Raw genomic sequence first — 14875 nt, 5'->3', positions numbered from 1 at the left:
GAAGGGCATTGAGAATTTGAAAGGTGAGGGCGTGGTCGATTGCCTTGATTGATATTTTCCCTGTGCTCAGATTTGTTCGCCATGCTATAAAATTATTATAAAAAATATTAAATTTTACAATAATGTAGGATGTAACATGAAAGATAACTCATCAACAATTATTTACACTGAAACAGACGAAGCGCCAGCACTGGCCACCCTCTCACTCTTACCTATTATCAGAACGTTTACCGACGCCGCGGGCGTTGCGGTTGAAACCCGTGATATCTCGTTATCGGGCCGTATTATTGCCAGTTTCCCTGAGCAACTGACCGAAGCACAAAAGATTGGCGACCATCTGACTGAGCTTGGCGAGTTAGCGAATCAGCCAGAAGCGAACATCATCAAGTTACCGAATATCAGTGCTTCGATCCCACAATTAAAAGCCTGTATCCTTGAACTGCAGCAAAAAGGTTACGACATCCCTAATTATCCGGATGAGCCAAAAACCGACGCTGAAAAGTCAATTAAAACACGTTACGACAAGATTAAAGGCAGTGCGGTAAACCCAGTACTGCGTGAAGGTAACTCAGATCGCCGTGCCCCATTATCGGTGAAAAACTTCGCCAAGAAAAACCCGCATTCCATGGGAAAATGGGCCAAAGATTCCAAGTCACACGTTGCCCACATGACTGACGGTGATTTCTACGGCAGCGAACAGTCTGTTACTTTATCTGATGCGGGCAGTGTGAATATCGTGCTGACCCCAAAAGATGGTCAAGAAGTAGTACTCAAGTCCAGTCTTAAGTTGCTGGCTGGCGAAATCATCGATGCTGCGGTGTTGAGTAAAAAAGCCTTAGTGAGCTTCTATGAGCGTGAAATCGAAAACGCCAAAGCAGAAGATGTGCTGTTATCGCTGCATCTGAAAGCCACTATGATGAAAGTGTCTGATCCTATTATGTTTGGTCACGCTGTGAAGGTATTCTTCAAGCCAGTATTTGACAAACATGCGGCGCTTTTCGCTGAATTAGGCGTAGATGTTAACAACGGTTTTGGTGATGTTTATGCCAAAATAGCGACATTACCTGCTGATAGCCGCGCCGAAGTCGAAGCCGATATCGCCGCCGTTTACGCTGCGCGTCCCGCATTGGCTATGGTTGATTCTGACAAAGGTATCACCAACTTACACGTGCCAAGCGACATCATTATCGATGCGTCTATGCCTGCTGCGATTCGTTCATCTGGCCAAATGTGGGGACCAGACGGTCAACTGCATGACACTAAAGCCATGATCCCAGATCGTTGTTATGCCGGTATCTACCAAGAAACGATTGCTTTCTGTAAAGAGCACGGCGCTTTTGATCCTAAAACCATGGGCAGCGTGCCAAACGTGGGCTTGATGGCGCAAAAAGCCGAAGAGTACGGCAGCCACGATAAGACCTTTGAAATTCCTGCTGACGGTGTGGTCAACGTTGTCGATGCCAGCGGTAAGGTATTGATGAGCCATAACGTCGAAGCGGGCGATATCTGGAGAATGTGTCAAGTTAAAGACGCACCAATACGTGATTGGGTTAAACTGGCCGTGCGCCGTGCCCGTTTAAGCAATACTCCAGCGGTATTCTGGTTAGATAGCAAACGTGCCCACGATGCGCAAATCATTGCAAAAGTGCAGCAGTATCTGCCAGAGCATGATACTGATGGCTTAGACATCAGCATTATGTCTCCAGAAGACGCGACGCGTTTGTCTTTGGCTCGCATCAAAGAAGGCAAAGATACCATTTCAGTTACGGGTAACGTTCTACGTGACTACCTGACTGACTTGTTCCCCATCCTCGAGCTAGGCACCAGTGCCAAAATGCTGTCAATCGTTCCATTAATGAACGGCGGCGGTCTATTTGAAACAGGTGCTGGCGGTAGTGCACCTAAACACGTGCAACAGCTTGAGAAAGAAGGTCACTTACGTTGGGATTCGCTCGGTGAATTCTTGGCTCTGGCAGCGTCTCTTGAGCATTTAAGCCAAACCGTGGGCAATCCAAAAGCCCAAGTGTTAGCCGATACGTTAGATCAAGCCATTGGCCAATTCTTAGATAGCAATAAATCGCCATCAAGAAGAGTCGGTGAGCTGGATAACCGTGGCAGTCATTTCTACTTAGCCATGTACTGGGCACAAGCCTTAGCAGCGCAAACGGGCGATGAGCAGTTACAAGCACACTTTATTCCGTTAGCGCATGCGCTCGCGGCGAATGAGCAAGTGATTGTGGCTGAATTAGCGATGGTACAAGGTGCACCAGTCGATTTAGGTGGTTACTACCGTTTAGATGCGGCTAAGGCTGAAAAAGCCATGCGCCCAAGCGAGACGTTGAACAAGCTGTTGATTGCTTAATCCCGCTCGTTATCACTTTTAGATGGCGTGCGCGTCAGTGTTGGCCATCTAAGTTGATGTAAAGTTGTAAGTCATTAGACTGATTTTAAAAAAGGGTCTGCATTGCAGATCCTTTTTTATACCCTAAATTTGCTGTCGAGACCGATGATAAAAACTTTTTTCTGGGATGCAATGGATGATGTGTGGCGATTGAACTTGAATTAAATTCATGCGAAATGATGATGAGCGATGCAGCATTAAGTGGTGAGAATTGATGAAACACGCAGCAATAAAAAGGCAGGGACAAGTCCCTGCCTTTTAGATCATTGGCCTCACCAAACGTTATTTTGTTGGTGAAATGGCTGAAGCGTGCATCCCTTTTGGACCGGCTTCTACTTCAAATTGAACGGGTTGGCCTGCTTTTAGAGTTCGATAGCCTTCCATTTCAATGGTAGAATAGTGTGCAAAAACGTCCTCACCACCTTGATCAGGGCAAATAAACCCGAATCCTTTGGCGTTGTTGAACCATTTAACAGTTCCGCTTGCCATACTTCCACTTCCTTCTGTTGTCTACTTACCAGTAAGATAGTAAAACCTGTATAGACGGGTATTCGTTCACCGTCTGCACAACAGAATGTAAGGAGTAAATGCGGAAGTCAAGCTAAAATTAACAAAGGGGTAACAACTGATTAATTTGAACGGATCAATTGGAAGAGGCCAACACGAGAGGCTAGTATTAAAAAATGGCAAAGATAGGAAATATTGAACACGTTGAAGAACGTGTCGAATCAGAGTTAATGCCGCCTTCGATGTATAAGGTGGTACTCAATAATGATGATTACACCCCAATGGATTTTGTGATTGAAGTTTTGCAGGTTTTCTTTCGCAAGAACGAGCAGGAAGCGACCGATATCATGTTGACGATCCATCACCAAGGAAAAGGGATTTGCGGTATTTTCCCGTTTGGGATTGCAGAAACTAAGGTGATACAAGTAAATCAATTTGCAAGACAAAACCAACATCCGTTACTGTGTTCGTTAGAGAAAGCATAAAACCGCTTTACTCTGTAGTCTGTTGTTAATTTTGGGGGTGCTTATGCTGAACAAAGATCTGGAAGTCACCTTAAATCTGGCGTTTCAGCAAGCCAGAGACGCGCGTCACGAGTATATGACAGTGGAACATCTGTTATTAGCTCTGATCGACAATCCTGCGGCTCAAGAAGCGTTAATCGCCTGTGGAGCGAATCTAGATAAACTCAGAGATGAAGTGGCAAGCTTTATCCAACAAACAACCCCAATCATTGCCGATATTGATGATGACAAAGAAACTCAGCCGACGCTTGGGTTCCAGCGAGTGCTGCAACGGGCAGTATTCCATGTGCAGTCATCGGGTCGCAATGAAGTGAACGGCGCTAACGTGTTAGTTGCCATTTTCAGTGAGCAAGAATCCCAAGCCGTGTATTTACTGCGCCGCTGCGACATTAGTCGCCTCGATGTAGTGAATTTTATTTCCCATGGTTTCGCCAAAAATGATGATGCTGAGTCACATCAAGATCAAGAACGTGTCGAAGAGCAGGGCGAAGGCAGCGAAGAGCGTAGTATGTTGTCGCAATTTGCGTCCAACTTAAATCAACTTGCAAAGCAAGGGATCATCGACCCTTTGATTGGTCGCGACCAAGAAATTGAGCGCGCGATTCAAACCCTGTGCCGTCGCCGTAAAAATAATCCACTGTTAGTGGGTGAGGCGGGTGTAGGTAAAACAGCGATTGCTGAAGGGTTAGCGTATCGCATTGTCAATAAACAAGTACCCGATGTAATGCTTGAAGCGACAGTGTATTCCTTAGATTTAGGTTCACTGCTGGCGGGAACTAAGTATCGCGGCGACTTTGAAAAACGCTTTAAGAACCTGCTAAAAGAACTTGCGGCGGATAAGCATGCCATCCTATTCATCGATGAGATCCACACCATTATCGGTGCGGGCGCGGCCTCCGGCGGCGTAATGGATGCCTCTAATCTGTTGAAACCTTTGCTATCTAGCGGTAATTTGCGCTGCATGGGCTCGACGACTTTCCAAGAATATCAAAGTATTTTTGAGAAAGACCGTGCGCTGGCACGTCGTTTCCAAAAGGTAGATATCAATGAGCCTTCAGTGGAAGAAACCACTAAGATTTTGATGGGGCTTAAGTCTAAATACGAAGAATATCATGGTGTTCGTTATACTCAGGCCGCGATCAGCAGCGCTGCAGTATTATCGGCCAAGCACATTAATGACAGGCATTTACCCGATAAAGCTATCGATGTTATCGATGAAGCGGGGGCTCGTATGGTGATGTTGCCTATGAGCAAACGTAAAAAGACCATAGGCCAGGCCGAGATTGAGTCGATTGTGGCGAAAATGGCACGTATCCCTGAGAAGTCGGTATCCGCTACTGATAAGGACTTACTGCGTAACCTTGAGCGTAACCTTAAGATGGTGGTCTTTGGCCAAGATAAGGCCATTGAGAGTCTGAGTTCGGCCATTCGCTTATCGCGCAGTGGCTTAGGTGCTGACAGAAAACCTGTGGGGAGCTTCTTATTCGCCGGTCCAACCGGTGTGGGTAAAACCGAAGTCACTAACCAACTGGCCAACTGCTTGGGGATGAAACTGGTGCGCTTTGACATGTCTGAGTACATGGAAAGCCATACAGTGTCACGCCTGATTGGTGCGCCTCCTGGTTATGTGGGTTATGACCAAGGTGGCTTGCTCACGGATGCTGTGATTAAAAATCCGCACTGTGTCGTGCTATTGGATGAAATAGAGAAGGCTCACCGTGATGTCTATAACCTGCTGTTGCAGGTGATGGATCATGGTACTTTGACCGATAATAATGGTCGTAAGGCTGACTTCAGACATGTGACTTTGGTGATGACCACTAACGCGGGTGTACAGGAGACTATTCGTAAGTCTATTGGCTTTACCCAGCAAGATCACACCCAAGATGCATTATCTGAAATTAATCGAGTATTTTCGCCAGAATTTCGAAATCGTCTCGATTCCATCATTTGGTTCAATCATTTGGACATGACGATTATCGCCAAAGTGGTCGATAAATTCTTGGTGGAATTGCAGGCTCAGTTGGATGCAAAACACGTTACTTTGGAAGTCAGCGACGAAGCCAGAACCTTATTGGCCGAGAAAGGCTACGATAAGAACATGGGTGCACGTCCAATGGCTCGGGTCGTGACCGAATTGATCAAACGTCCATTGGCAGACGAGATCTTATTTGGTGTCTTAGAGTCAGGCGGTGTTGCGTATGTGGATGTGAAGGAGGGCGAGATTGTCATTCGTACCGAACGTCACGAAAAAGCCACAACAAAAGCTTAATGCTTGATTATCCGTTAGTTTTAGACATAAAAATGGCTGCAATTGCAGCCATTTTTTTCATCTTTCGCAAACAAAAAAACCCGGCCTTGCCGGGTTTTTAAATCTAAGAGGCTATATCAGCGTGCGCGGAAGACAATGCGACCTTTGGTCAGATCATAAGGAGTCAGCTGGACGGTAACTTTATCGCCAGTGAGGATCCGGATGTAGTTTTTACGCATTTTGCCTGAAATGTGGGCTATCACCACATGACCATTTTCAAGCTCTACACGAAACATTGTGTTTGGCAAGGTTTCAAGGATAGTGCCTTGCATTTCAATGTTGTCTTCTTTCGCCATTAATTAATTATCCCATTAGCCTTCGAATATAAAAAACGGGCGTATCATGCCCCAAATTCCCCCCGCTGTAAAGGGGAAGTACTTAGCAAACTTGGGAATACTCCCAGCCCGTCGGTGTCAGAATTTGATAAGGGCGATACAAACGCTTGTAAGACATCTTACGGTTTTCATCTATTTGATATCCGAGATAAACAAATTCTTTATTCATGAGTTTCGCCAGTCGACACTGAATTAAAATTAACAGTGCGCCGAGGGAGCGATGTTCTTCGTCGGGGTCAAAATAGCTGTAAATTGCCGAAAGACTATTGGGCAAACTATCAGTGACCGCAACTGCCAATAATTTATTTCCATCATAGACTTCGATAAATGTTGGCGGTAACCAATGGCAAAAAAGAAAGTGATTATATTGATCTTCACTCGGGGGAAACATGGGGCCGTCAAAATGTCGCCCACGAATGTAATGTTCATATAGCGTATATTGCTCGGCGGTTTGCTCCGATGTTATTCGCCAGGTCAGATCTTGGTTTTTTGCTAAAGTGCGTTTTTGGCGTTTCGATGGGACAAATTCATGCGTTGGTACACGGATTGGTTGGCATGCACTGCATCTAGGGCAACGTGGTTTGTAGATAGAGCTACCACTGCGGCGAAAACCCACTGCGAGCAAACGCTCAAATAAAATGGGATCGAGCGTATCTTCTTGGATGACGAGTAGCTGCTCCTGCTGGCCATCAAGGTAGCTGCAGGGAAATATTTGACTGATACCGATAGCGATCGATGCTTTACTCGAGTTCAAGGATGACCTCTTTAGTGGCCCAAGTATTTGGGTCCACGGGATTGTTTCTCAGTTCGCTCAGTAACGTTATAAAATCAATGCGTTTAATAGCTTTAGCTCCCAAACTTTCTAGGTGGGGATTCATCACTTGTGCGTCGATGAGTTTGAATCCCATCTTGAGTAAATGTTGTTGCAGTGCTGCAACGGCGGCCTTGGACGCATTGGTTTTACGGTGAAACATGGATTCGCCGCAAAATACTTGGCCGATCGCTAAGCCGTAAAGCCCACCGATTAAACGTTCACCTTCCCACACTTCAATGGAGTGGGCATGACCTGTGTGATGCAATTCGCGATAGGCCATTTGAATTTCTTGGGTGATCCAAGTGCCGCTCTGTTTTTCTCTTGGCTGCGCGCATCCAGCCATCACATCGGTGAAAGCGTGATTGATTGTGATCCGCCAAGGTTGTTTTTTTAAGTATTTACGCAGGCTGGTGCTGATGTGAATTTCACCTGGAATAAACACGGCGCGGGGATCCGGTGACCACCATAGGATGGGATCGTCAGAATTAAACCAAGGAAAAATACCGTTGTAGTAAGCAGAGAGTAAACGTTCAGGACGTAAGTCGCCGCCGATAGCCAATAAACCATTAGGATCGGTTAAGGCGTGCTCGGGCGAAGGAAAAGCGTCAAATTCGTGATTCAGGAAAGACAGTGACTTCACAATTGAGTATGATTTAGTTATAGACCTTATTATTAAGTTAGCGGAAATTCAGATATGTGGAAACCTACTCTAGCAAGCTTTATGTTTATTTTTGCTTTTATCATCAGTCCCGCTAATGCTGGCTATGATCGCAATCAAGCCGTGCCAGTTGAGAAAGTACTCTATGGCGATATCACTTCGGTACGTAATATCACCGAAACCCAGTTAATTGAAGACCGTAATCAAGGTTGGAAAACCTTCGGCGGCGCCTTAGCGGGTGGGGTGATTGGTAATCAGTTTGGTGGCGGTTCGGGTCGAGATGTGGCGACGATTTTAGGTGCCTTGATTGGTGGGGGGATCGGTAACCGTTATGGCAGCGGTACTAGCGTGCAATCGTTTAAGCTGGTGGAACTGATGATCAATCAAGAAGATGGCACTCAGGTCATGGTGATCCAAGATTACGATGCTGGCATGACGTTTAACGCGGGTGACAGAGTTCGAGTGGTGTACCTGCAAGGTGGCGTGCGTGTTGATATCGCGATGTAAGCGATTGTCTCATCTTGAATAAGTGCTCATCTTCAGTAAATGGTCATCTAGAGTAACGGACGGTAATGCAATGACACGGACAGAACTAAGCCAATATTTAGCCGATTTTTTACATGTGTCGGCCTTTAAGGATTACGCACCCAATGGGCTGCAGGTAGAAGGCAAGGATGAGATCCGCACCTTAGTCACGGGCGTGACAGCGTGTCAGGCCTTGATCGATGAAGCGATTCGATTAAACGCCGATGCGATATTGGTTCATCACGGCTTTTTTTGGAAGAATGAGCCTGAAGTGATCACAGGCATGAAACAACGCCGAATTAAGGCGCTGCTCAAGCATGATATTAGCTTGTTTGGGTATCATTTACCCTTAGATGCCCACCCAATGCTCGGTAATAACGCGACTTTGGGGAGACAGCTTGGGATCGTCGACGCAGAAGCCATCGAAGAGGTGGCTCAGGGGCTACTGTGGCGTGGAAAACTTGATCTTGCAGTCAGTGCTAGCGAATTTTCTCACACTCTTGAGAATGCGTTAGGCAGAGCCCCACTGCACATTGGTGATCGCGATGCTAAGATCCAACATGTAGCTTGGTGTACTGGTGGCGCACAGGATTATATCGATGTTGCGGCGAGTTTAGGTGTGGATGCGTTTATCAGTGGTGAAGTGTCCGAGCGAACGTTCCATAGTGCGGTAGAGCAGGGCATACATTATTTTGCGGCGGGGCACCATGCGACAGAACGTTTTGGCATTCAAGCCTTAGGCCGTCACCTCGCCCGCGAGTTTGATCTCGTGCACCATTTTGTGGATATCACCAATCCGGTCTAATCCATTCATAAAGCGGCTTATGATGACCATCTAACTGTTTTATTCCTAAACGAAAGGCGAGCATGGCTCGCCTTTTTTATTGTGGTTTATTATTACTTATAGTCACTCAAATCCGTTTCTCTAGCGTTTGTGCAATCAGCTCTTAGCCTTTAGCTGCTAGATCAGCCCAAAAGTGGACAATACAAAGATGCCTAAGGTGCACGTGATCAGCGAGCAGACTGTGGTTAGCGCAATAATATTGGCCGCAAGGGGCGCATTGCCACCCATGGCGCGCGCCATCACATAGCTTGCGGCTGCGGTGGGTGCAGAACTCATTAAAAAGACCATTGCTAACTCAATCCCTCGATAACCCAACAGCAAGGCCCCAATAGTGATAAAAAGCGGGGCAAAGATCAGTTTCAATGCGGTCGAGAACCAAGTTGTATGCTTTTCATGTTTGAGTGAACCAATATCGAGCGAGCCGCCGGTACACAGTAGCGCTAATGGCAGGGTCATATTGGCAAAGTATTGTCCCGCATCGAGCACCATTTTCGGTACTGGAATAGCAAGCAAATAGAAAAAGATGCCGGCCATAATGGCAATGATCAACGGATTTTTGGTGATGGTCTTGATGATCACGCCAAATGCACGTTGGCTGGATTCTTCACCTTTAGGGCTTAGGCAAATAACCGCTTGAATGTTATACAGCAGCGTCATCGAGGCAACATAGACTGCGGCTAAGGCAACACCAGAACTCCCATAGGCGTTGGAAACGTAAGCTAAGCCGATAATGGCGGTATTGGCCCTAAAACCCCCTTGAATAATCACTCCTTGGTCTTTGTGCTTGGGAAATAGCCGCCCAGTTGCATAGGTGGAGAGTAGAAAAAACAGGAAATTGGCTGCTAAACCATAGCCAATTAAGGGCGCGCTGGAGGCGAGATCGTGATTGGAACTAATGATGCTAAGGAACAGCAATGCTGGCAGCGTCACGTTAAAGACTAATCTTGATGCAACATCAATAAAGTTTTCATTGATGACTTGGGTGCGTTTTAGGATCACACCGAGCGCTAACATCAAACAGATTGGGCCCGTAATCGAGGCCGAAAACAGCAACTGCTCAACGATATTTCCCATAACGACTCCTCGAGTTATTCAGTTAGCACTGCGTCGATTTTAGACTTGTCACTGATATGAATGTCACATTGCCGTGAATATCTTGTCGATAGAAATACGAGTTTTAACTCGGTCTCTTAAACCACTCAGTTAAAATTAAATGGCTTAAACTCAGTCTTTTAAAAGACGAAGTGATACTCGGCACCACGAATTGACTAGCAGTCAAAACCAACAAATAAGGCCACATAAAATGCGGCCTTATTGATTTTTCGAGCGTTATCTAGCGCAGATTACTTAACCCGCATGCCAGGCTGTGCGCCTTCATGGGGTTCTAAAATCCACAGGTCGCTGCCACCAGGGCCAGCGGCCAAAACCATGCCTTCTGACATACCAAAACGCATCTTACGTGGTGCTAAGTTAGCCACCATCACAGTTAGTTTGCCTTCAAGGTCTTCTGGCGAATAGGCCGATTTGATCCCTGCAAACACTTGGCGTGTTTCGCCACCGATGTCGAGTTGTAACTTCAGTAACTTGTCGGCGTCAGCAACATGCTCGGCTTTCACGATACGAGCGATACGCAGGTCGATTTTCGCAAAATCATCAAAGTTGATGGTCTCACTGATAGGATCGTCAATCAGTGGCTCACTACTAACCGATGAAACTTTAGCTGTTTTTTCAGGCGCAGCCGTCTTTGGTGCATCGGCCGTGACTTGCAGGTTATCCTTAGAGTCGGCAACCATAGCATTGACTTTATCGAGCTCAACACGTTGCATCATGGCTTTGAATGGCGCGATTTCATGACCCGCTAAATCTTGGTTCAATGCATTCCAAGTGAGCGGTAGTTGGAAGAAGGCTTCCACATCTTGGGCTAAACGTGGCAATACAGGTTTTAGATACGTCACGAGAATACGGAACAGATTCAAGGCATTTGAACACACTTGATGGGCCGCTTCCTGTTGATCATCGTGTTTCACCATTTGCCAAGGTGCTGCATCGGCTACAAAACCGTTAGCAATATCCGCCAGTGCCATGATTTCGCGCATTGCTTTGCCGTATTCGCGGCCTTCGTAAAATTCGGCAATCACCTCTTGCTTGGCTAGAAACGCCTCAGTCAGTTTGGTGTCGTTAATTTTCGCTAGCTTGCCATCGAAACGTTTAGTGATAAAACCTGCGGTGCGCGAGGCTAAGTTCACTAGCTTACCGACTAAGTCTGAATTCACGCGCTGGGCGAAATCTTCGAGATTTAAATCTAAATCGTCGATACGGCTGCTGAGTTTGGCGGCGTAGTAGTAACGTAAATATTCAGGATCTAAATGATCTAAATAAGTTCGCGCCTTGATGAAAGTGCCTTTGGATTTTGACATCTTAGCGCCGTTGACCGTCACATAGCCGTGGGCATAGACGCTGTTTGGCTGGCGGTAACCTGAGCCGTGTAACATGGCTGGCCAAAACAGACTGTGGAAGTAGACTATGTCTTTACCGATGAAGTGATAAACCTCGGCGGTTGAATCTTTGCCCCAGAATTCCTCAAAGCTCAGCTCAGGGCGTTTGTCACAGAGGTTTTTGAACGAACCCATATAACCGATAGGCGCATCTAGCCAAACGTAGAAATACTTACCTGGCGCATCGGGAATTTCGAAACCAAAATACGGTGCATCACGGGTGATATCCCATTGCTGCAGACCTTGCTCGAACCATTCGTCGAGTTTATTGGCCATTTCGACTTGCAGGGCACCAGAGCGAGTCCACTCTTTTAGCATGCCTTCGAAGGCGGGCAGGTCGAAGAAAAAGTGCTCAGTGTCTTTCATCACTGGTGTCGCACCCGATACCGCTGATTTTGGATTGATGAGCTCAGTTGGGCTGTAAGTCGCGCCGCAGGCATCACAGTTATCGCCGTATTGATCCAGTGACTTACACTTAGGACAAGTGCCTTTTACGAAGCGGTCTGGCAGGAACATGGATTTCTCAGGATCGAACAGCTGAGAAATACTCTTGCTCTTGATATAGCCATTCGCACGTAGCTTGAGATAAATATCACTCGCCAGTACGCGGTTTTCATCGCTGTGGGTGCTGTGATAGTTATCGAAGGCGATATTGAAATCGGCAAAATCCTGCTGATGTTCTTTGTTCACTTGTGCAATCATGTCTTCTGGTGCTATGCCTAATTGCTGTGCTTTAAGCATGATTGGCGTGCCATGGGCGTCATCGGCACAAATATAGTGGCACTCATGTCCACGAAGCTTTTGATAACGCGACCAGATATCTGTCTGTATGTATTCCAGCATGTGACCTAAATGTATCGGTCCGTTTGCATAGGGAAGTGCGCTGGTCACGAGAATTTTACGTTGTGAAGTTGCCATCTTGTCTCAAATATCGTGGTGGGCCAAAAATATTGGTAGAGATACTAACCGATTACAGGATGATTTTCATCAAAACCTGAGCCAATTGAGCTAAATCTGCGCTAATGTTTTCTGCATTATCTGGTACACTTGGGCAAATTTATTGGTGGGGGTAATTCTTTTGTCTTCAACTCAAACTGATTATCGTCTGAATGACGATCTTCTCGGGCCAGTTCTGGCTATTCTCGATTCATTTGTTGACCCGTATCTCGCGAAAGGGTTAGTGAGCGCAGGATGCGTAAATAAGCTGGCATTGGAAGGTAAGCGTTTGCAGCTTGGCTTAGTCTATCCATACCCTTGTATGACTCAGTATCGCGACACTGTCATGGCGCTGACGAATAAGTTAGCGGTGCTCGATGCTATTGATGAAGTCGAGTGTGAAATCGATTTTCAACCTAAAGCCTACTCAGCGTTATCTTCTATTGCGCCGATTGCCAATGTGAAGCAAGTGATTGCCGTAGCCTCAGGTAAGGGCGGCGTGGGTAAGTCAACCACAGCGGTGAACTTAGCTTTGGCATTAGCGGCCGAAGGTGCGCAGGTGGGTATTCTCGATGCCGATATTTACGGCCCGTCAGTGCCTATGATGTTAGGTATCCCTAATTTCAGACCGCTTTCCCCCGATGGCAAACATATGACAGCCGCCAGTGCCCATGGTATTGCCGCGCAGTCGATTGGTTTTATGCTCAGTGGTGATGAAGCTGCCGTGTGGCGTGGCCCAATGGCCGCGGGCGCGTTGGCCCAGTTACTGAATGAAACACAATGGCCAGAACTGGATTATTTAGTCGTTGATATGCCACCAGGCACAGGGGATATTCAGCTCACGTTATCGCAAAAAGTCCCTGTGAGCGGCGCTGTTATCGTGACTACACCGCAGGATATCGCGCTGGCCGATGCCAAGAAGGGCATCAATATGTTCCAGAAAGTGAACATTCCTGTGCTGGGTATTGTCGAGAACATGAGTTTCCATTTATGTCCTGAGTGTGGTCATAAAGAACATCCATTTGGAACTCACGGCGGCAGTAAAATCGCTGAACGCTATCAAGTTCCACTGTTAGGCGCTTTGCCGCTGCACATTAATATCCGTGAAGCCATGGATAATGGTGCGCCGACCGTCGTTGCCGAACCTGACAGTGAAGTCGCAGCTCTTTATCGGGAAATTGCCCGTAAAGTGGGCGCAGAACTGGCTTTAAAGCAAAGCCAGAAAACAGTTTCTATTAGTGTTTCAGATGACGAGTAAGGTTTAAGGGTATGAATTCTCAGCAGTGTGTCATTATTGCAATTGCTGGCGCGTCAGCATCGGGCAAAAGTTTAATTGCCAAAACGATTTTTGACGAATTGCGCCGCGATTTAGGCACAGATCAAATTGGGGTAATTAATGAAGACGCGTACTATCGCGATCAGAGTCATTTATCCATGGATGAACGGGTATTAACGAATTACGATCATCCAAAAGCGCTGGACCATCAACTGCTGTGCACGCATTTACAGTTGCTCAAGTCTGGCGAAGCTGTTGATATCCCTTGTTATAGCTATACAGAACATACACGCACTGCAGAAACCTTAAAGATGACACCGAAAAAAGTGATCATTTTAGAAGGTATCTTATTGCTGACCGATCCTAAGTTACGTGCCCTGATGGACGCGAGTGTGTTTATGGACACGCCGCTGGACATTTGTTTCCTACGTCGCTTAACTCGTGATGTGGCCGAGCGGGGCCGTACTATGGAGTCTGTGATTTCACAGTACAAGAAAACCGTGCGTCCTATGTTCTTACAGTTTATCGAACCCTCAAAACAATACGCCGATATTATCGTTCCCCGTGGCGGCAAAAATCGTATTGCGACCGATATTTTAAAGACTCGTATCCAACATTTACTGGCAAAATAACGACATAAAAACTCAAGGAGTAATAGGCAAGATGCGCTTAACCGATATCGAAATTGAACAGGCCCTTGATAACGGCACTATCGTAATAGAACCTCGCCCAGGCATAGAAGCTATTTCAGGCGTCAGTGTTGATGTGCGCTTAGGTGGACAGTTTCGCGTCTTTAAAGATCATACCGCGCCTTTTATCGACTTGAGTGGTCCAAGTGCTGAGATGCAAGCGGCGCTTGATCGGGTGATGAGTGAGATTATCGAAATCCCCGATGGCGAAGCATTTTTCTTGCATCCTGGTGAATTGGCTTTGGCTGTGACTTACGAGAGCGTAACTTTACCTGCTGATATCGTCGGTTGGCTTGATGGCCGTTCGTCTCTAGCGCGTTTAGGGCTGATGGTACACGTAACGGCGCACCGTATCGATCCGGGTTGGCAGGGTAAAATTGTGCTCGAGTTTTATAACAGCGGTAAGTTGCCTTTAGCTTTGCGTCCACGCATGACTATAGGTGCGCTTAACTTTGAACGCTTAAATCATGCGGTTGCACGTCCTTATAACACCCGTAAGAGTGCCAAGTACAAAGATCAGCAAGAAGCGGTGGCTAGCCGTATCAGTCAGGACTAACACG

Annotated in this window: 14 protein-coding genes; 8 read left to right on the top strand and 6 right to left on the bottom strand. The window is 46.6% G+C overall.

Annotation, left to right across the window (positions count from 1 at the left end; genetic code table 11):
- Positions 1-136: 136 nt before the first annotated feature.
- Entirely contained in the window at positions 137-2362 is a 2226-nt protein-coding gene (locus L5L91_RS07430; RefSeq protein ID WP_263236023.1) for an NADP-dependent isocitrate dehydrogenase, read from the top strand.
- A gap of 321 nt (positions 2363-2683) precedes the next feature.
- On the opposite strand, the gene cspD is transcribed toward L5L91_RS07430, so the two are convergent.
- Complete coding sequence (gene cspD / locus L5L91_RS07425) at positions 2684-2890, bottom strand: cold shock domain-containing protein CspD (protein WP_006081937.1); 207 nt, start codon at positions 2888-2890, stop codon at positions 2684-2686.
- A 194-nt stretch (positions 2891-3084) separates the two neighbouring features.
- On the opposite strand from cspD, the gene clpS reads away from it, so the two are divergent.
- Both clpS and clpA read left to right on the top strand, forming a co-directional pair.
- Positions 3085-3393: an ATP-dependent Clp protease adapter ClpS gene (gene clpS / locus L5L91_RS07420; protein ID WP_006081936.1), complete on the top strand. Its 309-nt coding sequence runs from the start codon at positions 3085-3087 to the stop codon at positions 3391-3393.
- Between the two features lie 43 nt (positions 3394-3436).
- Complete coding sequence (gene clpA, locus L5L91_RS07415) at positions 3437-5704, top strand: ATP-dependent Clp protease ATP-binding subunit ClpA (protein WP_131523328.1); 2268 nt, start codon at positions 3437-3439, stop codon at positions 5702-5704.
- A gap of 116 nt (positions 5705-5820) precedes the next feature.
- On the opposite strand, the gene infA is transcribed toward clpA, so the two are convergent.
- The 3 genes from infA to aat all read right to left on the bottom strand — a co-directional run bounded on the left by infA (position 5821) and on the right by aat (position 7532).
- Positions 5821-6039 carry a translation initiation factor IF-1 gene (gene infA, locus L5L91_RS07410; protein WP_006081934.1) on the bottom strand — a complete coding sequence of 73 codons (219 nt, stop codon included), beginning with the start codon at positions 6037-6039 and terminating at the stop codon, positions 5821-5823.
- 82 nt (positions 6040-6121) lie between these two features.
- Positions 6122-6832 carry an arginyltransferase gene (locus L5L91_RS07405; RefSeq protein WP_028759740.1) on the bottom strand — a complete coding sequence of 237 codons (711 nt, stop codon included), beginning with the start codon at positions 6830-6832 and terminating at the stop codon, positions 6122-6124.
- Entirely contained in the window at positions 6819-7532 is a 714-nt protein-coding gene (gene aat / locus L5L91_RS07400) for a leucyl/phenylalanyl-tRNA--protein transferase (protein ID WP_113940541.1), read from the bottom strand. Before aat ends, L5L91_RS07405 begins: the two co-directional genes overlap by 14 nt.
- 54 nt (positions 7533-7586) lie before the next feature.
- Between aat and L5L91_RS07395 the strand changes: the two genes are divergently transcribed.
- Positions 7587-8057, top strand: coding sequence for a glycine zipper 2TM domain-containing protein (locus L5L91_RS07395; protein ID WP_028759742.1), 471 nt, complete (start codon positions 7587-7589; stop codon positions 8055-8057).
- A 70-nt stretch (positions 8058-8127) separates the two neighbouring features.
- The gene (locus L5L91_RS07390) at positions 8128-8880 is read left to right on the top strand and encodes a Nif3-like dinuclear metal center hexameric protein (protein WP_263162763.1); all 753 of its coding nucleotides are present in this window, start codon (positions 8128-8130) and stop codon (positions 8878-8880) included.
- 156 nt (positions 8881-9036) lie between these two features.
- Here L5L91_RS07390 and L5L91_RS07385 read toward each other — a convergent pair whose 3' ends face one another.
- Positions 9037-9993, bottom strand: a complete 957-nt coding sequence (locus L5L91_RS07385; protein ID WP_263176749.1) for an AEC family transporter — start codon at positions 9991-9993, stop codon at positions 9037-9039.
- 269 nt (positions 9994-10262) lie between these two features.
- Entirely contained in the window at positions 10263-12332 is a 2070-nt protein-coding gene (gene metG / locus L5L91_RS07380; RefSeq protein WP_263176748.1) for a methionine--tRNA ligase, read from the bottom strand.
- Positions 12333-12492: 160 nt separating this feature from the next.
- Between metG and apbC the strand changes: the two genes are divergently transcribed.
- From apbC to dcd, 3 genes are read left to right on the top strand one after another with little or no spacing between them, the layout of a single operon-like run.
- The gene (gene apbC / locus L5L91_RS07375; RefSeq protein ID WP_006081927.1) at positions 12493-13608 is read left to right on the top strand and encodes an iron-sulfur cluster carrier protein ApbC; all 1116 of its coding nucleotides are present in this window, start codon (positions 12493-12495) and stop codon (positions 13606-13608) included.
- Between the two features lie 11 nt (positions 13609-13619).
- On the top strand, positions 13620-14258 hold the full coding sequence (gene udk / locus L5L91_RS07370; RefSeq protein WP_028759746.1) for a uridine kinase: 639 nt from the start codon (positions 13620-13622) through the stop codon (positions 14256-14258).
- 31 nt (positions 14259-14289) lie between these two features.
- On the top strand, positions 14290-14871 hold the full coding sequence (gene dcd, locus L5L91_RS07365; protein ID WP_028759747.1) for a dCTP deaminase: 582 nt from the start codon (positions 14290-14292) through the stop codon (positions 14869-14871).
- Positions 14872-14875: the final 4 nt, after the last annotated feature.

The sequence above is a fragment of the Shewanella sp. SM55 genome, assembly GCF_025654025.1.
GTDB lineage: Bacteria > Pseudomonadota > Gammaproteobacteria > Enterobacterales > Shewanellaceae > Shewanella > Shewanella oncorhynchi.
This window is presented reverse-complemented; position numbering and strand designations above follow the sequence as displayed.

Excerpts from the sequence above, each read along its gene's own strand:
- L5L91_RS07430 (WP_263236023.1), top strand. The coding sequence starts at position 137 with ATGAAAGATAACTCATCAACAATTATTTACACTGAAACAGACGAAGCG.
- cspD (WP_006081937.1), bottom strand. The coding sequence starts at position 2,890 with ATGGCAAGCGGAACTGTTAAATGGTTCAACAACGCCAAAGGATTCGGG.
- clpS (WP_006081936.1), top strand. The coding sequence starts at position 3,085 with ATGGCAAAGATAGGAAATATTGAACACGTTGAAGAACGTGTCGAATCA.
- clpA (WP_131523328.1), top strand. The coding sequence starts at position 3,437 with ATGCTGAACAAAGATCTGGAAGTCACCTTAAATCTGGCGTTTCAGCAA.
- infA (WP_006081934.1), bottom strand. The coding sequence starts at position 6,039 with ATGGCGAAAGAAGACAACATTGAAATGCAAGGCACTATCCTTGAAACC.
- L5L91_RS07395 (WP_028759742.1), top strand. The coding sequence starts at position 7,587 with ATGTGGAAACCTACTCTAGCAAGCTTTATGTTTATTTTTGCTTTTATC.
- L5L91_RS07390 (WP_263162763.1), top strand. The coding sequence starts at position 8,128 with ATGACACGGACAGAACTAAGCCAATATTTAGCCGATTTTTTACATGTG.
- L5L91_RS07385 (WP_263176749.1), bottom strand. The coding sequence starts at position 9,993 with ATGGGAAATATCGTTGAGCAGTTGCTGTTTTCGGCCTCGATTACGGGC.
- metG (WP_263176748.1), bottom strand. The coding sequence starts at position 12,332 with ATGGCAACTTCACAACGTAAAATTCTCGTGACCAGCGCACTTCCCTAT.
- udk (WP_028759746.1), top strand. The coding sequence starts at position 13,620 with ATGAATTCTCAGCAGTGTGTCATTATTGCAATTGCTGGCGCGTCAGCA.
- dcd (WP_028759747.1), top strand. The coding sequence starts at position 14,290 with ATGCGCTTAACCGATATCGAAATTGAACAGGCCCTTGATAACGGCACT.